This window comes from Sphingomonas sp. GC_Shp_6 (assembly GCF_026540835.1).
Lineage (GTDB): Bacteria > Pseudomonadota > Alphaproteobacteria > Sphingomonadales > Sphingomonadaceae > Sphingomonas.
In genome coordinates this window covers 1-24,397 of sequence record NZ_JALNUO010000003.1, presented here as the reverse complement: position 1 = coordinate 24,397, position 24,397 = coordinate 1, and the positions used below count along the sequence as shown (strand labels likewise).

At 69.1% G+C, this 24,397-nt stretch carries 19 protein-coding genes and 1 tRNA gene; 10 read left to right on the top strand and 10 right to left on the bottom strand.

Features of this window, described 5'->3' with window-relative positions; translation table 11 throughout:
- Positions 1-83 precede the first annotated feature (83 nt).
- From OXQ95_RS04480 to moaB, 3 genes are read left to right on the top strand one after another with little or no spacing between them, the layout of a single operon-like run.
- Positions 84-848 (top strand): uracil-DNA glycosylase family protein, encoded by a 765-nt coding sequence (locus OXQ95_RS04480; RefSeq protein ID WP_267380178.1) that lies wholly within the window; start codon positions 84-86, stop codon positions 846-848.
- Positions 845-2,674 (top strand): lytic transglycosylase domain-containing protein, encoded by a 1,830-nt coding sequence (locus OXQ95_RS04475; RefSeq protein ID WP_267380176.1) that lies wholly within the window; start codon positions 845-847, stop codon positions 2,672-2,674. Before OXQ95_RS04480 ends, OXQ95_RS04475 begins: the two co-directional genes overlap by 4 nt.
- Positions 2,664-3,191 carry a molybdenum cofactor biosynthesis protein B gene (gene moaB, locus OXQ95_RS04470; protein ID WP_267380174.1) on the top strand — a complete coding sequence of 176 codons (528 nt, stop codon included), beginning with the start codon at positions 2,664-2,666 and terminating at the stop codon, positions 3,189-3,191. The genes OXQ95_RS04475 and moaB overlap by 11 nt, the downstream gene beginning before the upstream one ends.
- 52 nt (positions 3,192-3,243) lie before the next feature.
- Here moaB and OXQ95_RS04465 read toward each other — a convergent pair whose 3' ends face one another.
- The 5 genes from OXQ95_RS04465 to modA all read right to left on the bottom strand — a co-directional run bounded on the left by OXQ95_RS04465 (position 3,244) and on the right by modA (position 8,983).
- Positions 3,244-4,350 carry a glycerophosphodiester phosphodiesterase gene (locus OXQ95_RS04465; RefSeq protein WP_267380655.1) on the bottom strand — a complete coding sequence of 369 codons (1,107 nt, stop codon included), beginning with the start codon at positions 4,348-4,350 and terminating at the stop codon, positions 3,244-3,246.
- The gene (locus tag OXQ95_RS04460; RefSeq protein ID WP_267380172.1) at positions 4,350-6,806 is read right to left on the bottom strand and encodes a TonB-dependent receptor; all 2,457 of its coding nucleotides are present in this window, start codon (positions 6,804-6,806) and stop codon (positions 4,350-4,352) included. The genes OXQ95_RS04465 and OXQ95_RS04460 overlap by 1 nt, the downstream gene beginning before the upstream one ends.
- A 75-nt stretch (positions 6,807-6,881) precedes the next feature.
- Positions 6,882-7,535, bottom strand: coding sequence for an ATP-binding cassette domain-containing protein (locus OXQ95_RS04455; RefSeq protein ID WP_267380170.1), 654 nt, complete (start codon positions 7,533-7,535; stop codon positions 6,882-6,884).
- Positions 7,525-8,217, bottom strand: coding sequence for a molybdate ABC transporter permease subunit (gene modB, locus OXQ95_RS04450; RefSeq protein WP_267380168.1), 693 nt, complete (start codon positions 8,215-8,217; stop codon positions 7,525-7,527). The genes OXQ95_RS04455 and modB overlap by 11 nt, the downstream gene beginning before the upstream one ends.
- Positions 8,218-8,227: 10 nt before the next feature.
- Positions 8,228-8,983, bottom strand: coding sequence for a molybdate ABC transporter substrate-binding protein (gene modA, locus OXQ95_RS04445; RefSeq protein ID WP_242095722.1), 756 nt, complete (start codon positions 8,981-8,983; stop codon positions 8,228-8,230).
- A gap of 111 nt (positions 8,984-9,094) precedes the next feature.
- Here modA and OXQ95_RS04440 point away from each other — a divergent pair, with 111 nt between their 5' ends.
- Complete coding sequence (locus OXQ95_RS04440; RefSeq protein ID WP_267380165.1) at positions 9,095-11,479, top strand: TonB-dependent receptor; 2,385 nt, start codon at positions 9,095-9,097, stop codon at positions 11,477-11,479.
- A gap of 113 nt (positions 11,480-11,592) precedes the next feature.
- Here the strand turns inward: OXQ95_RS04440 and OXQ95_RS04435 are convergent, their stop codons facing one another.
- The 5 genes from OXQ95_RS04435 to mutL all read right to left on the bottom strand — a co-directional run bounded on the left by OXQ95_RS04435 (position 11,593) and on the right by mutL (position 18,168).
- Entirely contained in the window at positions 11,593-13,248 is a 1,656-nt protein-coding gene (locus OXQ95_RS04435; RefSeq protein WP_267380163.1) for an alkaline phosphatase family protein, read from the bottom strand.
- Positions 13,249-13,332: 84 nt separating this feature from the next.
- Positions 13,333-14,637 carry a sorbosone dehydrogenase family protein gene (locus OXQ95_RS04430; protein WP_267380162.1) on the bottom strand — a complete coding sequence of 435 codons (1,305 nt, stop codon included), beginning with the start codon at positions 14,635-14,637 and terminating at the stop codon, positions 13,333-13,335.
- A 2-nt stretch (positions 14,638-14,639) separates the two neighbouring features.
- A complete protein-coding gene (locus OXQ95_RS04425; protein ID WP_267380161.1) occupies positions 14,640-15,089 on the bottom strand; it encodes a DUF2231 domain-containing protein in 450 nt (149 codons plus the stop codon).
- A 148-nt stretch (positions 15,090-15,237) separates the two neighbouring features.
- On the bottom strand, positions 15,238-16,263 hold the full coding sequence (locus OXQ95_RS04420; RefSeq protein ID WP_267380159.1) for an AbrB family transcriptional regulator: 1,026 nt from the start codon (positions 16,261-16,263) through the stop codon (positions 15,238-15,240).
- A 129-nt stretch (positions 16,264-16,392) separates the two neighbouring features.
- On the bottom strand, positions 16,393-18,168 hold the full coding sequence (gene mutL / locus OXQ95_RS04415) for a DNA mismatch repair endonuclease MutL (protein WP_267380148.1): 1,776 nt from the start codon (positions 18,166-18,168) through the stop codon (positions 16,393-16,395).
- A 167-nt stretch (positions 18,169-18,335) separates the two neighbouring features.
- On the opposite strand from mutL, the gene OXQ95_RS04410 reads away from it, so the two are divergent.
- From OXQ95_RS04410 to OXQ95_RS04385, 6 genes are all read left to right on the top strand, one after another.
- The gene (locus OXQ95_RS04410) at positions 18,336-19,379 is read left to right on the top strand and encodes a rod shape-determining protein (RefSeq protein ID WP_242095729.1); all 1,044 of its coding nucleotides are present in this window, start codon (positions 18,336-18,338) and stop codon (positions 19,377-19,379) included.
- A 22-nt stretch (positions 19,380-19,401) separates the two neighbouring features.
- On the top strand, positions 19,402-20,289 hold the full coding sequence (gene mreC / locus OXQ95_RS04405) for a rod shape-determining protein MreC (RefSeq protein WP_267380144.1): 888 nt from the start codon (positions 19,402-19,404) through the stop codon (positions 20,287-20,289).
- Entirely contained in the window at positions 20,286-20,801 is a 516-nt protein-coding gene (locus tag OXQ95_RS04400) for a rod shape-determining protein MreD (RefSeq protein WP_242095731.1), read from the top strand. Before mreC ends, OXQ95_RS04400 begins: the two co-directional genes overlap by 4 nt.
- The gene (mrdA, locus tag OXQ95_RS04395) at positions 20,798-22,879 is read left to right on the top strand and encodes a penicillin-binding protein 2 (RefSeq protein WP_267380139.1); all 2,082 of its coding nucleotides are present in this window, start codon (positions 20,798-20,800) and stop codon (positions 22,877-22,879) included. The genes OXQ95_RS04400 and mrdA overlap by 4 nt, the downstream gene beginning before the upstream one ends.
- Entirely contained in the window at positions 22,876-23,988 is a 1,113-nt protein-coding gene (rodA, locus tag OXQ95_RS04390) for a rod shape-determining protein RodA (protein WP_267380110.1), read from the top strand. Before mrdA ends, rodA begins: the two co-directional genes overlap by 4 nt.
- A 90-nt stretch (positions 23,989-24,078) precedes the next feature.
- A tRNA-Lys gene (locus OXQ95_RS04385) sits at positions 24,079-24,154 on the top strand.
- The last annotated feature ends 243 nt before the right edge of the window (positions 24,155-24,397 follow it).

Here is a 24,397-nt window from a genome sequence, read left to right as displayed (position 1 = left end):
CGGGCTTATGCCCGCAACGTCCTGTCCGTTCCGCCGTGCCCGCGAATTGACCGCGGCGTCAACCGCATAGCTAGAAGCAACCGATGGGGGCAGATCAGAACAGCGACTGGCGGGCACTGGCGGCGAGCGCGCTCGCATGGTGGAGCGACGCGGGCGTCGATTGCCTCGTCGACGATCTGCCGCGCGACTGGCTGGCGGCCGAGACGCCGGTGCCGCTCGCGGCGGCCGCTGTCGCAGCCACGCCTGCCGTAACGGCGGCCGCCCTCGCGCCAGCCCCGGCGATGCCGATGGCGCTCGCCGAGTTCCTGACATGGCGTTTGGGCGCGGACGTGCCCGAGGCGGGATGGAGCGGCATTTCCCTTGCCGCGAGCGGACCGGCTTATCCCGCGGTGATGGTGCTGGTCGATTGCCCCGATCGCGACGACGGCGATGCGGGCGCGCTGCTGTCCGGGCTGCCGGGGCGGTTGTTCGACCGGATGCTGGCGGCGATCGGCCTCGCCCGCGAATCGGTCCACCTCGCCGCGGTCTGCGCGCGCCGGCCCGCCACCGGCCGTGCGGCGCGCGATACCGAGGCGCGGCTGGCCGATCTGGCGCGCCACCATGTCGCGCTGGTCGCGCCCAAAAGACTGTTGCTGCTGGGCGATGCGGCGAGCCGTGCGCTTCTCGGGACCACCGTCCGCGAGGCGCAGGGACGTTTACACCCCTTTAACCATAAGGATGGAGTGTTGGCCTCGCCGGAAACGCAGGTGGTGGCGAGCTACCATCCGCGCTTCCTGATCGAGAAGCCCGCCGCCAAGGCCGAAGCCTGGAAGGATTTGCAGATGCTGATCGGGGGAATGACGGAATGATCCGCAGCCTGGGTTTCGCGGTGTTGCTGGCCGGCGTCGCCGCGCCTGCGCTGGCAGCCGCACCCGCTGATACGGGGACACCGGCCGACACGCGGCTGGTGGCGGTGGCCGAACCGGCGCCGGGGCTGCTCGATGCGGCGCAGCGCGACGGTTATCGCGCGGCGTTCCTTGCGATCCGCGAAGGCCGTTTCCAGGACGCGCAGATCCAGCTCGACACGATGAAGCCGGGCCCCCTCCACGCGATCGCGCATGCCGAGCTCTACACCGCCAAGGGATCGCCCAAGGTCGCCGCAGAGCCGATCGTCGCGCTGCTGAACGAAGCACCCGAACTGCCCGAGGCCGAGGCGCTCGCCCGCCTCGCCAGGGCGCGCGGCGCGACCGAGCTGCCGCCCCTGCCCGTAGCCCAGACGCTCGTCTGGCAGGACGGCGCGCCGCGCCGCGTGCGCGCCAAGACCGTCAAGAGCGACCAGATCGCCGCCGATCTCGCCAATCGCATGCAGCCGCTGGTGAAGGCGGACCGGGGTGCGGAGGCGCAGGCGCTGCTCGAATCCACCACCGGCCTGTCGTCGGATGCGACCACCGAATGGCAGCAGCGGGTATCGTGGATGTATTTCCTCGCCGGCGATGACGCGAATGCGCGCGCGATGGGCGCGAAGGCGGCGGACGGCACCGGCGACTGGGCGGTGCAGGGCCGCTGGGTGGCGGCGCTGTCGGCATGGCGCCAGAACGACTGCGCCGCGGCCACCACCGGCTTCGAGGGCGTCGCGGCACGGGCGAACGACGTCGATCTGCGCGCTGCCGGCCTTTATTGGGCGGCGCGCGCCGACATGGTGTGCGGCCGGCCCGACCGGATCGAGGCGCGGCTGAAGGCGGCGGCGCAATATGGCGAGAGCTTCTACGGCCAGATCGCGCACCAGGCGCTGGGCATCAGCGACAAGCCGCGCATCCCGGGGCTCGTCGGCGCCGACTGGATCACGCTCGACAAGCGGCCCAATGTGCGCGTCGCCGCAGCGCTAGTCGAGGTCGGCGAGACCGACTTGGCCGACACGGTGATGCGCCAGCAGGCGCGGATCGGCAGCCCGCGCGAATTCGCCGGCCTCGTCCGGATGGCGCAATCGCTCGACCTGCCCGCCACCTCCGTATGGCTCGCGCACAATTGCCCGGCGGGCGTCACCGCGGCGACGGAGGCGCGCTACCCGACGCCCAACTGGACGCCCGACAGCGGATGGCGCGTCGACAAGGCGCTGGTCTATGCTCACGCGCTCGAGGAATCGCGCTTCCGCACCAAGGCGTTGAGCCAGGCCGGCGCCTATGGCCTCATGCAGATCATGCCAGCCGCCGCGGTCGATTACGCCCGCGAACGCGGCTTCGCGGTCGACAAGGCGGCGCTCACGAAACCGTCCACCAACATGGATATCGGCCAGCGCCATCTGGAACGGCTGCGCGATTCCGGGATCACCGGCGGCCTGCTGCCCAAGGTGATCGCGGCGTATAATGCGGGGCCGAAGCCCGTATCGGACTGGAACGTGCAAATCCGCGACGGCGGCGATCCGCTGCTCTATATCGAGAGCATCCCCTATTGGGAGACGCGCGGCTATGTCACCACGGTGCTGCGCAACTATTGGATGTACGAGGGCCAGGCGGGCAAGCGCGCGTCGACCAGCCGCACCGCGCTCGCCCAAGGCATGTGGCCGCGCTTCCCCGGCCTGTCAGGCGCGACTGCGGTGCGGCTGAACGCCACGCCGAGCCGCAGCGCGACCGCCAGCGCGATCGCGGTGAACGCCAGTGTCAGCCCCGCCTCGGCCACGGTTTCCCGTGCCGATTGATCCCGACGCGACCTTCCTGCCCGTCCGCATCGCCGTGCTCACCATATCCGACACGCGCGGCCTGGCGGAGGACCGATCGGGCGACACGCTGGTCGCGCGGCTGACCGAAGCGGGCCATGTGCTCGCCGATCGCGCGATCGAGCGCGACGATGCCGACGCGATCGTCGCCCGGCTGAACGGCTGGATCGCCGACGCCCAGGTGGATTGCATCGTGACCACCGGCGGTACCGGCGTCACCGGCCGCGACGTAACCCCCGAAGCGGTGGAGCGCGTGGCGGAAAAGATGATCCCCGGCTTTGGCGAGCTGTTCCGAATGCTCAGCTATCGGACGATCGGCACCTCCACCGTCCAGTCGCGCGCCTGCGCCTGCGTGGCGCGCGGCACCTATGTCTTCGCGCTGCCGGGATCGACGGGCGCGGTGAAGGATGGCTGGGACGGCATCCTGAAGGACCAGCTCGACAGCCGGCACAAGCCCTGCAACTTCGTGGAGCTCATGCCGCGCCTGACGGAGCGCTGACGCTCGACGCGACGACAGCCGTTAATTCCGTTTCCAACGGAAGAAAATTGGCTCAGCCCCCGTCCACCGCGATCCGGCCGAGCGCGGGATCGTCGGTGAAGAATCCGTCGATCCCTGTCGCCAGATAGCGGCGTATTTCCGCGACCGAACCCGCCGGGTTGCGCGCACTCTCGCCGTCGCCGTTCCGAAAGTCGGCAGCCAGAAAGCGGTTCTCGGGGCGGAACGTCCAGGGCCGCACCAGCAAACCTACCGCATGCGCATCGCGCACCAGCGGCAGCGGCTGCCCGAGCTTGCCGTCCGCCCCGAGCGGAATGATCCCCCGTGTGGAGGGGGCGACGACATCGGCATAGGTAGCGATCTCGCGCAGGCCGGCGGGCGTCGTCATCGCGGCATAGGTGAGCGTGCCGCCGGCGGCGACCACGTCGGCGGGGCGGACCGCCTCCTCGACCACCAGCTGCATCAGCCGCACGTTCGCGGGGCGCCCGAGCTTGCGGCGCAGATAGCGCAGGTTCGCCGTCTCGAACGACTGGATCTCGAGCGGGTGCCGGCGCGTGTAATCATGCGCGGCGGTGACGGCGAGAAACCGATCCTCCAGCGGCAGCCCGATTCCGGCGAAATAGGTCGAGTGTTTCAGCTCGGGCACCAGCCCGACGATCCGGCCGCGCGCGGCGCTTTCGGCGGCGGTGAAATCGATGATCTCGTCCCAGGTGAGGATCTGGAACTGGCCGTCATAGCGGCGGCTTTCGGGCCGCATCGCGCCCAGCCGCTCGATCGCGCGCAGCGTCTTGAGTTCGCCCAGCGTGAAATCCTCGGCGAACCAGCCGGTCTGCGCTTGCCCGTCCACCGTCTTGGTCGTCTTGCGCGCGGCGAATTCGGGATGCGCGGCGATGTCCGTCGTCTCGGCGATGTTGTTCTCGTGCCGCGCGATCAGCACGCCGTCCTTCGTCACGACCAGATCGGGCTCGATATAATCGGCGCCGTCGGCGATCGCCTTGGCATAGGAGCCGAGCGTGTGTTCGGGCCGGAGCGCCGAACAGCCGCGATGGCCGAACACCGGCGGCTTGGGAGGGGGCGCCCCCGCCCCCGCCCCCACGCCCGCCGCGGCGCCCGCCACCAGTGCGGCCCCGGCCCCGATCAGCGTCTCGCGTCGTGTCACGATCAGAACCCCACGCCGATGGTGCCGAACACCTGACGCGGCGCCACGGGGAAGAAATTGTACGTGCCCGACGCCGCGCCGATGCTGAGCGTCGAGGTCGCCTGTTTGTCGGTGATGTTGGTGACGTTCAGGCTCACATGCAGGCTCCTCACGATGCGGCCGTCGCCGATCGGCACGTCCGCCCCGATCCGCCCGGCGAGCGTGAAATAGGGCGATACCGACAGATCGTTGGTATAGGTCGCATAGCGCCGTCCGAGATAGTCCCCGACGAGCTGGACGTCGAAGATTCCGGCATTGGCGGAGACGACCGTCTTGTTGAGCCAATCGGGGCTGCCCGGCACCTTCTTGCCCGCGGTCGCCACCAGGGTGGTGCCCGTCGTGTAGTTATCGGCATAGCGCGAATCGTTGTAGGACAGCGCGTCGTAGATCGAGAAATGGCTGCCGAAGCGCAGCGTGCCCGCGGCATCGAACCCGTCGGTCCGGACGCTGCCGACATTCTGCAGGATCGTGGCGCCGCTCGCGGTGGCCGAGATCGTCGTCGTCGGGCTGATCGCCAGCAGACGGTTGCTGAAATCGACGTGATAATAGCTGAGCTGCCCCTCGAAGCCGGTGATCGGCCCCAGCGAGAGCGCATGATGCGTGCGCACGCCCGCCTCATAGGTCCAGCTCGTCTCGGGCTTGGTGTTGGCCTTGAAATAGTCGAACAGCGTCTGGCTGCCGAGCGCGAAGGGCGACAGCCCCGCCGCGGCGCTCGTCTGGAACTGGCGGACATTGTTCTGCGCGTTGGCGAAGAATTGCTCGTGATCGGTGGCGTCCCACAGCGCGCCCACCTGCGGCAGGAACGGCTTGGTCGTGTTGATATGGCCGACGGGCAGCGAGAGCGAACCCGTGAACGAACCCGGGATCGGCTGCACCGGCACCGCCTGCGACGCCATCTGGAACGTGCTCTTGAACCCGGCGAGCACGGTGACGCGGGGCACGATCTTCCAGGCATCCTGGATATGCGTCTGCACCTCGTCGACGCTGATCTCGCTGCCATATTGGGTGATGAGCGGCTGCTCGTAATCATGCGGGCGGGTATAGGGCGTCGAGGGGTTGTTCACGTCGAACGCATACCAGCGGCGAAACGCCGACGAGCTCTGATGCTCGTACCAGCCGCCGAGTTCGATCTGGTGATCGCCCAGTTCGAGCTTCAGCGTCGAGATGCCGCCCTCGCGGTCGATCCGGTATTCGGTGGTGCGCGTCGCCAGCCCCGATCCGCCGAAGATCGTCGAGAGCCGCGCGATGTTCGCCGCCGAGGTCGTGTTGACGCCGGGGCCCTGCTGTCCCGGGAAATAATAGGAGAACAGCAGCGGCAGCCCCGCCGCGGTGATCGGGCCGCCGATGACGCCGACGCCGTCGTCGTGATGGAAATAGGCGGTGTTGGACCAGGTTATGCGATCCGAGACCTTCCAGTCGTATTTCGCATAGCCGATATAGTCGGTGCGCTGCGCATCGCCGTAATAGTTGCTGTAGTTGGAGCCCGAGGCGGCATAGGTCGAGCCGTTATAGGGCGTCGTGTTGCCGTAATAGGCGCGCGTCGTCGCGAAATCGGGGAAGAGCATCGGCCGCACATAGGGCTGGAACGTCTGTGCCGCGGACACGACGGTGGCGTCCTCGTTGGGCTCGGCCTTGTCGGAATAGGCCATGTAGACGGTGAGCTTGCCGGTCGAATCCTCATGCACGATCTTGCCGTCCGCCTGATAGCCACCCTGCCGCGCGTTGAAGTCCCAGGCATGCGCGTCCTGGCGCACGCCCGAGACGTAGAAGCGCGTGCCGTCGCCCAGATCGCCGCTGTCGATCCGCGCATAGGTGCGAAACGTCGAATAGCTGCCGAAGGTCTGCGACAGCGTGACGCCGCGCGTCGCATGCGGGTCGCTGGAGAAGGTATCGATCGTGCCGCCCAGATTGCTGGTCGAGGCGGTGCCGAGATCGCCCGCGCCGCTGGCCAGCGTCACGCGGCCGACATCCTCCGAGATGATCGCACGTTGTGGCGAGAGGCCGTTGAAATTGCCGTAATTCTGGTCGCCGAGCGGCACGCCGTCGAGCGTATAGCCGAGCTGCTGCGCGTTGAAGCCGTGGATGAACAGCGAGATATTCTGTTCGTTGTTGCCCCAGGGATCCGCCGTCAGGAAGGTGACGCCGGGCAGCGTCTGGAGCGCCTTCAGCGGGCTGATGCCGGGCAGGATCTTCTGGATCTCGACGCCCGTCACCTGGCTGACCGAGCGCGTGGTGTTGCCGGTGACGACGATGTCGTCGCTGTCGGGCGCGGGCTGCTCGCCCTGGGGCGCGGCGCCGCCCGCCGGATCGGCGGCAAGCGTCGTCGCGGGTGCGGTCTGCGCCCAGGCGGGGTTCGCGATCATGCCGGCAAGCCCTGCGCCGCACAGCCAGAATGCGCGCGCCGTCTTCGTCTTCGTCATTGCTTCGTCCCCGCATGGTCGCGCCGATCGCGCGTCCTCGGGAGCAGCCGCTAGGTGCGTCGTGCGACGGCTTCGTTACGTGAACACGACGGTTTCGTGTCGGTCGTCGCCGATCGCGATCCGGTGCGTGGCGAGGCGGTCCGCCTCGGCGGCATCGTGCGTGACATAGAGGATCGGCAGACGCAGTTCGTCGCGAATCCGCTCGATCACCGTCATGATCCCGGCGCGGCGGCTCGCGTCGAGCGCGGCGAGCGGCTCGTCCATGAGCAGGCAGCGCGCGCCCGAAAGCAGCGCCCGCCCGATCGCCACGCGCTGCGCCTCGCCGCCCGACAGCGTGCGCGGGAACCGGTCGAGCAGGCCGCCGATGCCGAGAAAGCCGGTGACGGTCGGCAGATCGATCCAGCGTGCCTCGACCGGCGCCAGCCGGTGCCCGTAGAGAAGGTTCGCGCGGACGCGGAGATGCGGGAACAGCCGCGCGTCCTGGAACACATAGCCGATCCGCCGCGCCTCGGGCTTCAAGTCGATCCCCGCGGCAGCATCGAACAGCGTCGTGCCGGCGATGCGGACATGGCCGCGATCGGGCCGCACCAGCCCGGCGATCATGTCGAGCACGCTCGTTTTGCCGGCACCCGACGGGCCGACCAGCACCGTCAGCCCCTCGCCCACCACGAACCGCACCCCCACGGTGCGCCCGGCGCGGGCGAGCGCCACGTCGATGTCAAAGGCCATGCGACAGCGCCCCTGCTTGCCGCCGCGCCAGCCATTCCGACAGCAGCAGCGCGCCCAGTGACAGCGCGACCGAGACGCAGGCGAGCTTCACCACCGCGGCATCGCCGTCCGGCATCTGGAGCGCGGAATAGATCGCGATCGGCAGCGTGCGCGTCTCGCCCGGGATGTTCGACACGAAGGTGATGGTGGCGCCGAATTCGCCGATCGAGCGCGCAAAGCCGAGCACCAGCCCGGCCAGCACGCCCGGCATGCTGAGCGGCAGCGTGACCGTCGCGAAGGTGCGCCACGGCCCCGCGCCGAGCGTGCGGGCGGCGCCCTCCAGCCGCCGGTCGACCCCCTCGATCGACAGCCGGATGGCGCGCACGATCAGCGGCAGCGCCATGACGCCGGCCGCGATCGCGGCGCCCGTCCAGCGAAACATGACGCTGACGCCGAACGCGCGCATCAGCCAGCCGCCCACCGGCCCATTCACGCCGAAAGCGAGCAGCAGCAGCCAGCCGATCACGACGGGCGGCAGCACCAGCGGCAGATGCACCGCCGCGTCGAGCAGCGCCCGCCCACGGAACCGCCCCCGCGCGAGCAGGTAGGCGAGCGCGAACGCGATCGGCAGCGTCACCGCCATCGCCACCAGGCTGACCTTCAGCGACAGCGCGACGATGCCCCAATCCTCGGCGGTCAGCATCGTGCCGGGCCTAACGCGGCGTGAAGCCGTAGCGCGCGAAGATCGCCTTGCCCGGCGCCGAGATCAGGAACCGCCGGAAGCCCTCCGCATCGCCGCTCGTCGCATTCTTCAGCACCGCCACCGGATAGGTGATCGGCGGATGCGACGCACGCGGAAAGACCCCGACGATCCGCACCGCGCGCGACGCACGCGCATCGGTTTCGTAGACGATGCCGTACGGCGCCTCGCCGCGTTCCACCAGCGCGAGCGCCGCGCGCACGCTGTCACCGCGCGCCACCTTGGCGGCGACCGCCGGCCAGATGCCGAGCGTGGTCAGCGCCGCCTTGCCGTAAAGCCCCGCCGGCACCGACTCCGGGTCTGCCATCGCCAGCCGCCCATTGCCGAGCGCGCGCGCCAGCGGGAAGCCGGGCGCGATCCGCAACGCCGCGCCCTTCCCCGCCGGCGCGATCAGCACCAGCCGGTTCGCCAGGAACGACACGCGCGTGTCGGGCCGGACGAGGCCGTGGCGTTGCACATCGTCCATCCACGGCTCGTCCGCGGAGACGAACAGGTCGGCGGGCGCCCCGGCATCGATCTGCCGCGCGAGCGCGGACGAGGCGGCGAACGAGATCACCGGCTTGGCATGGCCCCGCGCCGCCCAGGCATCCCCCGCCGCGGTGAGCGATTCCTGCAGGCTGGCAGCCGCCAGCACCAGGGGCGGCTTGGCCGTGGCGGCCGCACCCGCCCCCGCAAGCAGCACCGCAAAGAGTGTCGATCCGATCCGCATCTTGCTTCCCTCGCGCTTTTTCCGGGTCTTAGCGGGAAAGCCCTTCCCCGCCACGCCGGATCGCGTATGAGCGCCGACTATATACGGACGGATATCGTCAAAGGGGGAATCATGACCAGGACTTTCGTCGGCGCCGCGCTTTGCGCGCTGGCTGCCGCCATGACGACGCCAGCCGCCGCCCAGGACCAGCCCGACCAGCCGCGCCGTGCGCCGGACGGTGCCAGCGTCCCCGCCGCCGGCCATGACGATCTGGACGTGATCGTCACCGCCCGCCGCCGCGCCGAGGATGCACAGACCATTCCTGGCTCGCTGACCGTCGTCGGCGGCGCCCTGCTCGACCGATCCTATACGGTGAACACGCAGCAGCTTTCGCAACTGGTGCCGAGCCTCAACTACAGCTCGGCGAACCCGCGCAACACCGCGTTCACGATCCGGGGCCTCGGCTCCAGCGTGGTCGCGGTCAGCCAGTCGAACGACGGATTGGAGCCGGGCGTCGGCTTCTATGTCGATCAGGTCTATCACGCCCGCCCTGCGACCGCCGCGTTCGATTTCAGCGACATCCAGCAGATCGAGGTGCTGCGCGGGCCCCAGGGCACGCTGTTTGGCAAGAATTCCACCGCGGGCGCGATCAACATCACCACGCGCGCGCCGACGTTCGAGCCCGAGGCGTCTGAGGAGATCTCGTTCGGCAATTACCGGTTCGTCCAGGCCAAGGGTTCGGCGTCCGGCCCGCTCACCGATACGCTGGCGGCGCGCATCTCCGTCGTCAGCACGCGGCGCGACGGCACGATCGCCAATGTCCGCACCGGGCAGGACGAGAACCAGATCGGCAATCAGGCGGTGCGCGGCCAATTGCTCTTCAAGCCGAACGACCGGTTCCAATACAAGCTGTCGGCCGACTTCACCAATTTCGAAAGCGAATGCTGCACCCAGGTGTATCTGGCGGTGGCGCCGACGCTGAAATCCGCCGCGCGCCAATATCCAGCGCTTGCCCGCGGGCTCGGCTATGCGCCGCCCAGTACCGATCCCTATGACCGAGTCACCGATATCGACGCCGATCTGGGCGTGAAGACCAACGAGGGCGGCGTGTCGGGCATCGGCGATTATGATGTCGGCTTCGCGACGCTCACCTCGGTCACCGCGTGGCGCTTCTGGAACTGGGATGCGGCGAACGACCGCGACTATACCGGCATCCCGATCCAGATCACGCAGCACATCCCTTCGCGCCAGGATCAGTATAGCCAGGAGCTGCGCCTCGCCTCCAACGGCGACCACCGGCTCAGCTATGTCGGCGGCCTCTATTTCTTCCGCCAGCGGATCCTCGGCAATCCGATCTCCATCTATGGCCCGCAAGCGGCCTATTGGCTGATCGGCCCGATTACGGGGACGACCGCCGTTCCCGCGAACCTGCTCGACGGATACGGCACCGCGGGGCGCACCGATTTCCAGTCGAACAGCTATGCCGGCTTCACCGAACTCAACTGGAAGCCGATCGACCGGCTGACGCTGACCGGTGGCGTGCGCTACACCTACGAGCACAAGACAGGCTATTATTCGACCTACGTCTTCGGCGGCCTGGCGACCACGAACACCGCGCTCGCCAACGCCAAGCTCTCGATCCTGCGGCCGCAGACCTATTCGGCGCGGGTGAACGACGGTGCGCTCACCGGGCGCGTCAACGCCACCTATGCCTTCACCGATGCGGTGCTCGGCTATGCGAGCTTCGCGCGCGGGGCGAAGTCGGGCGGGATCAACATGTCCGGGCTGCCGCTCGACAACGCCAACAACCCCGCGCTCAACACCGCGGTCGTGCGGCCCGAGGAGAACACCGCTTACGAGGTGGGCGTGAAGACGCGGCTGTTCGACCGGCACCTGATCTTCAACATCGACGGCTTCTACACCAAGGTGACCGATTTCCAGGCGAACGTCACCGACACCGGCGCCGCGGTCGCGCTGCGCACCTATCTGGCCAACATCCCCAAGGTGACGGTGCGCGGGTTCGAGATCGACAGCACGGCGCTGCTGACGCGTGAATTCTCGCTGCGCGCGAACGTCGCCTATAGCGATGGCCGCTACGACCGCTATCCCAACGGCCCCTGCCCGATCGAGCGGATCGGCACCGCGACGGCGATCTGCGATCTGTCCGGCCGGCCGCTATCCAGCCTGCCCAAATGGGCGGTGACCCTGGGCGGCGATTACGCGCACCCGATCACCGCGGCGGGCGATGGCTTCGTCCATGTCGATGCGGTGGGGCGCTCCAAGCAGTTCGGCGACCCGTCCGATTCCGCCTATACCGTCATCCACGGGTATACGTTGGTGAACGGCAGCATCGGCTTCCGCGCGCGGCAGGGCTATGAGATCGCGTTCTTCGTGCGCAACCTGACGAACAAGGACTATCTGCAGAACGTGACGATCCAGGCGGGCAATTCGGGCCTGATCCTCGGCACCCCTGGCGATCCGCGCACCTATGGCATCACGTTCCGCGCGCATCAGTAAAGCTCTGTTCCCCGGCGGAGGCCGGGGCCCAGTTCCGGAACGCGTTTAATAGAACGCGGCGCTCGATGACCACGGCCTATCTAACCGGGCCCCGGCCTCCGCCGGGGAACGGCTTACCGACCGCACATTCCGTTCGCCAAATCGATGCACCGGCCGTCGACCACGGGCGTCTTCACCCCGACGATCGCGGCCAGCGTCGGCGCGATGTCGACCGTCTCGATCGGCGTCGCGCGCGTGGCGGGCGTAGCACCGTTCCACCAGAACAGGATCGGCACCTGGCGATCGTGATCCCAGGGCGAGCCATGGCCCGCCACCACGTCGCCCGGCCCGCGCGGCACGCCGAAGCTGGTGCGCGGCGCATAGGCCACCGCGATGTCGCCCGACCGCGTGGGGTCGTAGCTTTCGTGATAGCGCTGCGCGATCGTCAGCCGGTCGGGCGTGGTTCCCGGTGGCACGGTGGCGGCCGCGATCTCGGCGCGCGAGAACACGTCCTTCACCTCGGGCTGCTGCTTCAGCCAGGCGATCGCGGCGTCGTTCACCCGCGCGCGCAACGCCGCGTCGTTGCCGGTGTTGATATAGAGCTGTTGCGGATCGTCGCCGACGATCGGCTCGAAGCCGATCCCCGTCTGCTTCTCGACCGCCGCGTTGAGGCGGGCGACGAACGCGCCGCTGTCGAGCCGGGCGGCGGCGGGGTCGTGCTCATGCTCGCGTTCGGCGGCGTCGGTCGCGCCGTGGTCGGCGGTGAGCACCACCATCACCGGCACGTCGAGCGCGCGGATCGTCGCCATCAGCCGCCCGATCGTCGCGTCGAGCGCCGCCTGCTGGACGCACATCTCGGCGCCGCCATTGCCGTAGCGATGGCCGATATAGTCGTTGGCCGACAGGCTGACCGCGAGCACGTCGGTCGCCGGGCCGTGGCCCAGATGCGCGCGCGCGATCAGCGCCTGCGCAAAATCGACGACGGTCGAATCGAACAGCGGCGAGGCGCGGAAATTGGCTTGGAAATCGTCGGTCTGGAGGAAATCGGGGCCGTCCTCGACATGCACCGCGGCGTCGGGCGGCACCTTGCCCGACAGGTCGATCCGGCCGAACCGGTGCGGCTTTTCGAACGCGGCGCAGGTGGCCGACGGTGCGGGCCAGAGCGGCGGCGGCGTCTTCGCCCATGCGGCGAAGCGCGCGGTGTCGAACGCCTTGGCCGGCACCTGCGTCGCGGGTGTCGCGGGCCCGGCATAGGAGGACGTCACGAAGCCCACACCGTCGACCCACCACCACACGCCATCGGCATGTTTGCCGCCCATCGTGATCGCGGCGCGGTCCTTGCCCGATACGGCGTAGGAGCGCGCACCGGGCTCGGCGGCCTTCACCCAATCGCCGAGCGTCGTGACGTGCATGTTCTGCGGGCCGCGCGCAATCGGATCGGCCACGCCCGGCACCGACACGCAATAAACCGACGATCCGGTCTTCACGTCGAACCAGCTGTTGGCGACGATCCCGGTCGCGGCGGGATGGCGCCCGGTCATCAGCGTCGAATGGCCGGGGCATGTCTCGGTGGCGGCATGGCTCTGATAGCCGACCGGAAAGGCGATCCCGTCCGACAGCGTCTTCAGCCCGCCGTCATAACCGCCACGATAACGTTCGAAGAGTTCGGACGAATATTGATCGACCGAGATCACGACGACCAATTTGGGGCGGACGGGCGGCGGGGCGGCGATGGCGCCCTGTGCCGCACAAGCGAGAAAGGCGGACAGCGCGAGCCGGATCGAACGCATGGGGGTGTGGTCTCCTGAAATGCCACCCGACGGTGGCCCGCGCACGTTGCGGTTTCGTGACGCGGAAGACCAGCCCCCTCTTCGCTAGCGCGCCGCGCTCACCCGCCACACCGTGTCGCCCAGATCGTCCGCGATCAGCAACGCGCCGCTCCGGTCGATCGCGAGCCCCACCGGGCGGCCCTGTGCGGTCTTGTGATCGGCGGCCAGGAACCCCGTCACCACGTCCTGCGCCATCCCGGCCGGACGGCCATTGGCGAACGGCACATAGACGACCTTGTAGCCGTTCATCGGGCTGCGATCCCAGCTGCCATGTTCGCCGACGAACACGCCGCCGCGGTAGCGCGCGGGCAGGCTGGTGCCGGTCGAGAAGGCGACGCCGAGCGGCGCGACGTGCGAGCTGAGCGCGTAATCGGGCGGGATCGCCTTCGCCACGAGGTCGGGGCGCTGCGGCATCACGCGCGGATCGACGTGCTGGCCGTAATAGCTGTAGGGCCAGCCGTAGAACGCACCCTGCTTCACCGAGGTGAGATAATCGGGCACGAGGTTCGGCCCCAGCTCGTCGCGCTCGTTCGCCACCGCCCAGAGCTGCCGGGTCTGCGGCTCGAAATCGAGGCCGGTCGGGTTGCGGATGCCGCTCGCATAGATGCGGTGCGCGCCGGTCGCGCGGTCGATCTCCCACACCGCCGCGCGACCGCGTTCGGCCGCCATGCCGTTTTCGGTGATGTTGCTGTTCGATCCGACGCCGACATAGAGTTTGCTGCCATCGGGGCTGGCCCGCAGGCTCTTGGTCCAGTGATGGTCGATCGGGCCGCCGGGCAGTTCGGTCAGGATCGTGCCGGGCGCGGTGATCCGCGTCTGACCGGTCCGATAGGGGTAGCGGACCAGCGCATCGGTGTTGGCGACGTAGAGATCGTTGCCGACGAGCGCCACGCCGAAGGGCGAGACGAGGTGGTCGAGGAAAACGGTGCGCACGTCCGGCTTGCCATCGCCATTGGTGTCGCGCAGCAGCGTGATCCGCTGTGCGCCCTTCGCGCCCGCGCCACCGTAATTCTGCACGATCCCCATGATGAGATCCTTGGGGCGGTTGATCGGCGCAGGCGGACCGCTGCTCTCCACCACCAGCACGTCGCCATCGGGCAGCGCATAGACGGTTCGCGGATGTTCGAAGCCGGTGGCGAGCGCCTCGATCTTGAGGTCCGCCGACACGACGGGTTTGTCGCCGTTCGTCCAGGGCTTGGCCTTCGCCACGTGCATCGGCGGCACAAGATACTGGTGCGGCGCGGGCAGTTGCGGGTTCGCGCCGATCTGGGTGGAGGGATCGGCCGGCTTGTCGCTGCAGGCCGCCAGCGCGGCGGCGAGGCCGGCGGTGGCGAGCAGGGTGCGGATCATGCTCAACGCCGGTCTCCCACGGTTTGGCGCACGCTGAATTCGGCGCCCCACCAGTTGCTGATCGCGAGGATCGCGACGACGAGGATCGAAAGCGTCAGCCCGGTCGGCACCACCGAGGTATAGCCGTCGCGGCTGTGGACGAAGGCGTTCACGATCGCGAGCACCAGCGCGACGATCGTGCCGATCGCGTGGAGCCAGCCCGAACGCGCGCGGCGCATGCCGCGGCTCGCGAAGGCATCCACGATCCCCGCCAGCACAGCGAACGCCGCCACGACGAGGCCACCGGTGATGAGCCACACGGACATCGTCTCCCACTGCATCGACGCGGTGTTCATATAGGCGATGTCGGTGACCAAAGCCGCGGTGAAGCAGACGAAGGGGAATTGCGCCAGCGCCGCATGGAGCGGGTGACGGCCGGTCCGCGCGGTGGACGGGGGCAACGTGGTGGCCATTCGGCATCCTTCTCGAAACCGTCCGCGGCTGCGAACGCCATTCCGTCTACGATCGTGGTCGTGGGCGGGTTCCAAGATGAACGATTGTTCAGGGACGGTGAATTTTCCGCGAATGACGGAAGCCGATCACCTGCTGCCCTATCGTCGCTCATCGATCGCCGCCGTGGCGCCGCGCGAGAAGCCGGGCGAGGACCGGCCCCACCAGCAGCACCGCAACGAAGCGGAGCAGTTGCAGCGCCATCACGAACGGCACGTCGACGGGCGTGGAGGCGGCGATGATCGCCACCGAGTCCATGCCGCCAGGGCTCGTCGCCAGATAGGCGGTGACCGGATCGACATGCGCCAGCTTCGCCAGCAAAAGCGCCAAGCCGCCGCAGAACAGGATCAGCACCGCGATGGAGGCCAGGATCCGCGGCAGCGCGCGTGCCGCCGCGGCGACGATCTCGCGCGTGAAGCCCAGCCCGATCCGCCAGCCGACCACGGCATAGGCGATGGCGAGCAACCAGCCCGGCAGCTCGAATCGTACCAGCCCCGCGATCGACAGCCCAGCGCCGAGCAGGATCGGCCCCAGCAGTGCGCCTGCGGGGATGCGCAGCCACGTGCCGAGCGCCGCGCCGACGCCCGCCACCGCCAGCGTCACGCCGAAGCGCAGCGGATCGATCGCCGGGAACCAGGGCACCGCACCGCCGTGGGCGCCGCCATGATGGCCGCTCACCATGGCCGCCAGCAGCGAGGCGATCGCGGCAACGCACACCACCCGGCTATAGGTCATCACCGCGACGAGCCGGGGATCGGCGCCGAAGCTGCGCGCCATCAGCACCATCGCGGTGGCGGCACCCGGCATCGATCCCCAGATCGCGACCGTGCCCGGGAGGACCTGCCAGCGCGCGCCCAGCCACCCGATCGCCACGCTCGCCGCCAGCGTCGCCGAGGTCGTGCCCGCGAACAGCCAGCCATGCGCGGCGACGTCCCGCACGATCCCGGCATCGATCGCGCCCGCGATCAGGCACCCGACCAGCGCCTGCGCCGCGCGAAACGCAAGGTCGGGGATCGCGACGGCCCACCCCCGCACCCCCAGCACGATGCCCACCACCATCGGCCCGAGCAACAGCCCGGCGGGCAGACCGGCCAGCTCCAGCACCGCCGCGAGTGCGGCCGACGCCAGAAGCAGCACGAGCGCGCGGACCCATGCGGGCGGCGGGGCGGTCGAGCCGGTCAGGTCAGCTCGATCGGCTTGAACTGCGTTATCGCAGCCGTCGGTCCTCGGTCCAGGGCGGTTTGTGTCCAGCATCCGTCGTCGGCCTCATCGCCGCCCGAACAGCCGCTCGATATCGCCGTGCGCGAGTTTCACCCAGGTGGGGCGGCCATGGTTGCACTGGCCCGAATGCGGCGTCGCCTCCATCTCGCGGAGCAGCGCGTTCATTTCGGCGACCGACAGGATGCGCCCCGCGCGCACTGATCCGTGGCACGCCATCGTTCCGGCCACCGCATCGAGCCGTTCGCGCAGCGACAGCGCCTCGTCATAGGCGGCGAGTTCGTCCGCCAGATCGACCACCAGCCCGCGCGGGTCGCCGTTGCCGAGCAGAGCGGGCGTCGCGCGCACCAGCATCGCGCGCGGGCCGAAGCGTTCGATCTCCAGCCCGAATTCGGCGAGTTCGCCGGCGCGCGCCTCCAGCCGGTCGCAGGCGGGTTCGTCCAGCTCCACCACCTCGGGCAACAGCAGCGCCTGCGACGCGACGCGACCACCCGCCAGGCTCGCCCGCATCCGTTCGAGCACCAGCCGTTCGTGCGCGGCATGCTGGTCGACCAGCACGAGGCCGTCCTCGGCCTCCGCGACGATATAGGTCTTGGCGACCTGACCGCGCGCGACGCCGAGCGGGAAGCTGGCAGTGGCCGGCGGCGGCGCCCAGGCGGGCTCGGCGCGCGCCAGCGGCGGCGGCGCCATGAAGGTGGCGCGCGGTTCGTGCACCCGATCGAGCAGCCCGGTGCCGCCCGCCGGCGGCGGCGCCCATCCGCCGGGCACGACGGGCTCTGGCCGCCACATCGCAAGCGCATCCGCATCGGTGCGCTGAACGCTGCGAAAGCCGTTCGCGTCGAGCGCGCGGCGCAACCCCGAGACGATCATCCCGCGCACCATCGCCGGATCGCGGAAGCGCACCTCGGTCTTGGCGGGGTGGACGTTCACGTCCACCGCGTCGGGCGGCACGTCGAGGAACAGCGCGACCACCGCATGCCGGTCGCGCGGCATCATCTCGGCATAGGCGCCGCGGATCGCGCCGATCAGCAGCCGGTCCTTCACGGGGCGGCCGTTGACGAAGAGATATTGGTGATCCGCAACGCCGCGGTGGAATGTCGGCAGCCCGGCCACGCCACCCAGCACATGGCCGTCGCGCTCCAGATCGATCGTCACCGCATTGTCGGCCAGCTCGCGATCGGTGAGCGCCGCCACGCGCGCCGGGCGATCCTCGGCGGGTGCGACCGACAGAACGCGGCGACCGTCATGCTCGACCGAGAAGCCCAGATCGGGCCGCGCCATCGCGAGCCGCTTCACCACGTCGAGGCTGGCGGCATATTCGGCGCGCGCCGAGCGCAGGAACTTGCGCCGCGCGGGCACCCGCGCGAACAGCCCCTCGACCACGACGCGCGTGCCGGGGGGCAGCGCGGCCGGCCCCTCGCGCACCACCTGTCCGTTGTCGACGCTGCGCGCCCAGCCCTCGGCGCCGCGCACCCGGCTTTCGATGGTCAGCGTGGCGACGCTGGCGATCGAGGGCAGCGCCTCGCCGCGGAAGCCGAGCGTGACAACCGCTTCGATCGCGCCCTCCACCAACAGGCTCTCGGGCAGCTTGCTGGTCGCGTGGCGTTCCAGGGCGAGCGCGATGTCGGGCGGGCTCATGCCGCAGCCGTCGTCGGCCACCTCGATCCGCGCGAGGCCGCCTTCCGCCAGCACCACGGCGATTCGCGTGGCGCCGGAATCGATCGCGTTCTCGACCAGCTCCTTCAACGCGCTGGCGGGCCTTTCCACCACTTCACCGGCGGCGATGCGATTGACCAACTGCTCGGGGAGACGCCGTATTGACATGGGTGAACGTCTAGACCAAGCGACGGCATCCCGCGACCCGCAAACGCATATAGCCGTCGTACCCTTGGCGTCGTCCCGAGGGGCCGGCGGCGGGCCGCGCAAGATGATTGGCGACGCGCCGTATCCGGGCCTGCAAACCCGGCGGCAAAACGAGAGACTCCGGCCGCATGTCCTTCTTCTCGCGCTTCTTCAAATTCATGTCGCACGATATGGCGATCGATCTCGGCACTGCGAACACGGTCGTCTATGTGCGCGGCCGCGGCATCGTGCTCAACGAGCCGTCGGTGGTGGCCGTCGAGACGATCAACGGCGTCAAGCGGGTGAAGGCGGTCGGCGACGACGCCAAGCTGATGATGGGCAAGACGCCGGGCAACATCGAGGCGATCCGCCCGCTGCGTGACGGCGTGATCGCCGACATCGACGTCGCCGAGCAGATGATCAAGCACTTCATCATGAAGGTGCACGGCCCCCGCAAGTTCGCGCGCTGGCCCGAGATCGTGGTCTGCGTGCCGTCGGGCTCCACCAAGGTGGAGCGCCGCGCGATCCGCGACGCGGCGTCGAACGCCGGCGCGTCGAGCGTGTGGCTGATCGAGGAGCCGATGGCCGCCGCGATCGGCGCCGACATGCCCGTGACCGAGCCGATCGGCAGCATGGTGGTCGATATCGGCGGCGGCACCACCGAAGTCGCGGTGCTGAGCCTTCGCGGGCTCGCCTACACCACCAGCGTGCGCGTCGGCGGCGACAAGATGGACGAAGCGATCGTCAGCTATGTCCGCCGCAACCACAATCTGCTGATCGGCGAAGCCACCGCCGAGCGGATCAAGCAGGAGGTCGGCATCGCCCGCCCGCCCGCGGACGGGGTCGGCAAGATCATCTTCGTGAAGGGTCGCGATCTGGTGAACGGCGTGCCCAAGGAGATCCAGATCAGCCAGGCGCAAATCGCCGAGGCGTTGAGCGAGCCGGTCGCAACGATCGTCGAGGGCGTGCGCGTGGCGCTCGAGAACACCGCGCCCGAACTGGCGGCGGACATCGTCGATCAGGGCATCGTGCTGACCGGCGGCGGTGCGCTGCTCGAGGGGCTGGACGAGGTGCTGCGCGACGAGACCGGCCTGCCGGTGACGGTGGCCGAGGATCCCCTCATCTGCGTCGCGCTCGGCACGGGGCGCGCGCTCGAGGATCCGATGTTCCGCGGCGTGTTGATGAACGGCTGATTCCGGGAAGGGGGGACGGCGCATGGCGCCCACCCGCGACCGTCGCACGGGATTTTCCAGGCGGCGGCAATATGGTGTGTTCCTGGGCTATGTGCTTGCCGTCGCGGGCGCGGTGGTGGGCGCGGCCTTGCTCGCCCTGTCGACCTTCAATCCCCCCGCATTTTCCGCGCTGCGCATGGCGCTGGCGAGCCTGACGACGCCGGTGTCCACGGGGCTGGCGACGGCCACGCGCGGGATCGGCGCGGTGCCCGACATCGTCAGCCATTATTTCTTCGTCGAGCAGGAAAACCGCGTGCTTCGCGGCGAGCGGGACCGCAATCGCGCGCTGCTGCTGCGCGCGCGGACGATCGCCTATGACAACCGCCGGTTGCGCGCCCTGCTGACGCTGCGCGATCGGACCGAGGACGTGGTGGTGGCCGCGCGGCTCGTCAGCTCCACGCCGCAAAGCGGCCGCCGCTTCGCCTTGCTGAACGCCGGGCGCTGGTCGGGCGTGTTGCCCGGCATGCCGGTGCGTGGACCCGACGGGCTGATCGGCCGCGTTCTCGAAACCGGCCCCAATGCCGCCCGCGTGCTGCTGCTGAGCGATCCCGAAAGCATCGTACCCGTCCGCCGCACGCGCGACGGCCTGCCCGCGATCGCGGCGGGGCGCGGCGACGGCCTGGTCGACATCCGTTCGGTCGAGAGCACCAACGTGCATTTCCAGCGGGGCGACCTGTTCGTCTCGTCGGGCGTCGGCGGGATCTATCCGCCCGGCATCCCCGTCGCGCGGATCCTCGAACGCGGCAGCGACACCGTGCGAGCGCATACCTTCGCCACGCCCGACACGTTCGATTTCGCGATCGTCGAACGCGCCTTCCTGCCGTTGCCGCCGCCCGTCTCGCCGATCAAGCCCGCCGGTGCGCCCAAGTGAACGACATCGACCACGCCGATTTCGCGCCCGTCCTGCCGCCGGGCCGTGCGCGGGCGCTGCCCTGGGCGAGCGTGATGGCGGCATCGCTCGTCACGATCGTGCCCGTAATCGCGACGATCCCGCTGCTGCCGCCGCTCGGATTGCTCATGCTGCTCGCCTGGCGGCTGCTCGCCCGCTTCGCGCTGCGGCGCTGGGCCGCAGCACCGTTGGGGCTGTTCGACGATCTGGCCAGCGGCCAGCCGCTGGGCAGTTCGGTGCTTTTGTGGTCGCTGTGTTTCCTCTTCATCGATCTGGTCGAGGCACGGCTGGTGTTCCGCGACTTCTGGCAGGACTGGCTGATCGCGAGCGGCGCGCTGGCCTTCTGCATCGTCATGGGGCGGCTGATCGCGGTGCCGATCGGCGCGCATGTCGACCTATTGATCCTGGCGCAGATCGCGATGGCGGTGCTGATGTTCCCCCTCGCCGCACGGTTCGTCGCCTGGATCGACCGCAAGCGGGGCCATGCGTCATGAGGCGGCCGCCACGCGTCGTCACCGAGGCGTCGCAAGCCTATAGCTTCTCGCGCCGCGCCTGGCTGCTGGGCGCGGCGCAGGGGGCGGTCGGCGTGGCGCTCGCCGGGCGGATGGGCTGGCTCGCGATCGCGGAGAACGGGCGCTACAACCTGCTCTCCGAGAAGAACCGCGTGAACATGACGCTGATGCCGCCCCGGCGCGGCTGGATCGTCGATCGCAGCGGCGTGCCGATCGCCAACAACCGCACCGATTTCCGCGTCGACATCATCCCCGATCGGCTTGAGGACAAGGACCGCGTGCTGGCGCTGCTCGGCACGTTGCTGGCGCTGCCCCCCGCCGAGGTGGAGCGTATCCGCATAGATCTGGAGAATGCCGCGGGATTCCAGCCCGTGCAGGTGGCTGAAAATCTCGATTGGGAGCGGTTCGCCGCGGTGAGCGTGCGCCAGCCCGAATTGCCCGGTGTCGCTCCCAGCCGCGGCTTTGCGCGCCATTATCCCGGCGGCGCGGCGGTCGCGCATCTGACCGGTTACGTCGGCACGCCCACCGCCGAACAATATAAGAAGACGCACGACCCGCTGCTCGTCACGCCCGGCTTCAAGCTCGGCAAGGACGGGCTCGAAAAGGCGCTCGAGCCGCAATTGCGCGGCACCGCGGGCGCCAAGCGGCTCGAGGTAACCGCGCGCGGGCGTCTCGTCGCCGAACTCGCCACCCGGCCCGACATTCCGGGCAAGACCGCGCGGCTCACCATCGATGCCGGGCTGCAGGATTATGCCGCGCGCCGGCTCGGCACCAATTCGGGCTCGGCGGTCGTGCTCGACTGCCGCACCGGCGAGATGCTCGCGATGGTGTCGATGCCGGCCTATGATCCGAACAGCTTTTCGGACGGGATCAGCCATCTCGAATGGCAGATGCTGAGCGAGAACGACCACGTCCCCTTGATGAACAAGGTGACCCAGGGGCTTTATCCGCCGGGATCGACCGTCAAGCCGATGAACGCGCTCGCGCTGCTCGAAGCGGGCGTGTCGCCGCACGACCGGGTGAACTGCACCGGCGCGATGCGGCTCGGCACCAGCATCTTCCACTGCCACAAGAAAAGCGGCCACGGCGCGCTCGATATGAAGAACGCGGTGATGCAGAGCTGCGACATCTATTTCTACGAAATGGCGCGGCGCGTGGGCTATGACCGGATCGCGCCGATGGCCCGGCTGGTCGGGCTGGGCGAGAAGTTCGAGCTGCCCTTCACCACGCAGCGTTACGGCACCGTACCCGATCCGGCCTGGAAGCGCCGCAAGTACAAGACGCCCTGGACGGTCGCCGATTCGCTCAACGCCTCGATCGGCCAGGGTTATGTGCTCGCCAACCCGCTGCAACTCGCGGTGATGGCCGCCCGGCTCGCCTCGGGCCGCGCATTGCGGCCGAGCATCCTGGCCGACCACGTCCACCACGGCATGCCCGCCCTTCCCGTCCAGCCCGAGCATCTCGCGATCGTCCGCGACGCGATGTACGGCGTGGTCAACCAGGGCGGCACCGGCGGCGCGGCACGGCTGCTGGTGCCGGGCGTCAGCATCGCCGCCAAGACCGGCACCGCGCAGGTGCGTCGCATCACCATGGCGGAGCGCGCGGGCGGCGTGCTCAAGAACGGCCAGCTTCCCTTCAAGCTGCGCGACCATGCGCTGTTCGTCTGCTTCGCGCCCGCCGACAATCCGCGCTATGCCGCTGCGGTCGTGCTCGAACATGGCGGGCACACCGTTCGCAACCTCGACACGCCCGAGATCGGCCGCGACATCATGACCTATCTGTTCGACCGCGACCGCGCGATGAAGAGCCTGGCCGAGGCCGAACCCACCTGGGGCGGCGACATCCGCACGCGCATGGATGCCGAGGCCGCCGCCTATCGCGCGGCGCGCATGCCCACCGCCGCGGTGGAAGCCACCAAGACCGACGCCGTCGTGCCGAGCGACGCGCCCGCGGTGGAAGCCGCGACCGACCAGGCGAACGCCACTCAGGCCGCGCTGGCGCACGACGGCCCGGCCGGCAACACCGTCGCCGAGGACGGCAGCACCGAGCGCGTACCATGAGCCGCGCGCGGATCGTTCCCGAGCCGCTGGCGCAGCTTCCCTGGGGTGTCATCCTGCTCGTGCTCGCCATCGGCGGCTTCGGGCTGGTCGTGCTCTATTCCGCAGCGGGCGGATCGCTTCACCCCTGGGCGTTGTCGCAGGGCATCCGCTTCGCGGTGTTCGTCGGCGGCGCGATCCTGTTGTCGCGCGTGCCCGAGAATGTGTGGCGGAACGGCGCGCTGCCCGCCTACGGCCTGCTCGTCGTGGCGCTCGTCGGGGTCGAGCTGCTCGGCAAGATCAGCGGCGGCAGCCAGCGCTGGATCAACATCGGCATCGTCAACCTGCAGCCTTCCGAGCTGATGAAGCCAGCGATCGTGCTCGCCTGCGCGCGCTTCTACGAAATCCTGCCCGCCACCGAGACGCGGCGCTTCGCGGGCGTGTGGCCGGCCGCCGCGCTGATCGGCGTGCCCGCGGCCCTCGTGATGCTCCAGCCCGATCTCGGCACCGCGCTGATGATCTGCGCCGGCGGCGCCACGGTGATGTTCCTGGCCGGCGTGCCCCTGCGCCTGTTCGTCGGCGGCGCGACGGCGCTGGCGATCGCCGCGCCGCTCGCGGTCAATTTCGTCCTCCACGATTATCAGCGCAACCGCATCCTGATCTTCCTCGATCCGGAAAGCGATCCGCTACGCACCGGCTATCACATCACCCAGTCGAAGATCGCGATCGGCTCGGGCGGCATCTTCGGCAAGGGCTTCCTGCAAGGCACGCAGAGCCACCTCCAATATCTGCCCGAGGGCCACACCGATTTCGTCTTCGCGACCATGGCCGAGGAATGGGGGCTGGTCGGCGGATGCGGGCTGATCCTCGCGTTCATGCTCGTGATCCGCTGGGGCATCAACGTCGGCCAGCGCGCGCAGAGCCGCTTCGCCCGCCTGACCGCCGCCGGGCTCGCCACGACGATCTTCTTCTACGTCGCGATCAATCTGGCGATGGTGATGGGCCTGGCGCCCGTGGTGGGCATTCCGCTGCCGCTGGTGAGCAACGGCGGCTCGGCGCAGATGACCGTGCTGCTGTGCCTGGGCATCCTGATGTCGATCGACCGCCAGAATCGCAAGCAGGTCCGCTGGTAGGCAAAAAAGGGTTTGCATCCGCGCCCCATGATGCTAACCGCGCGCTTCCGAAACGCAGCCGGCCCCGACGGCCGCCAGCGCAGACGGTGTGGACGCATAGCTCAGTTGGTAGAGCAGCTGACTCTTAATCAGCGGGTCCTTGGTTCGAGCCCAAGTGCGTCCACCACCCTCACCGGCAGAAAACCGCGCTTTTCTGAGTGTAGGCACTCAGGCGGACAGCTTCATGCGCGAGCGATGTAACCACCGGACACCCACCATGATTGCAGACGGCGCTCGCGTGCTACGGCAAGCCATCGTGGTGCTGTCAGTCTAACGCGAACCGGTCTCCACACGATGCACGTCGCGCTTTGTACGCATCGGCCTAGCTTGCGAGGACCTGCCACTCCGCCAGTGCGGCAGAGCGTCGTTC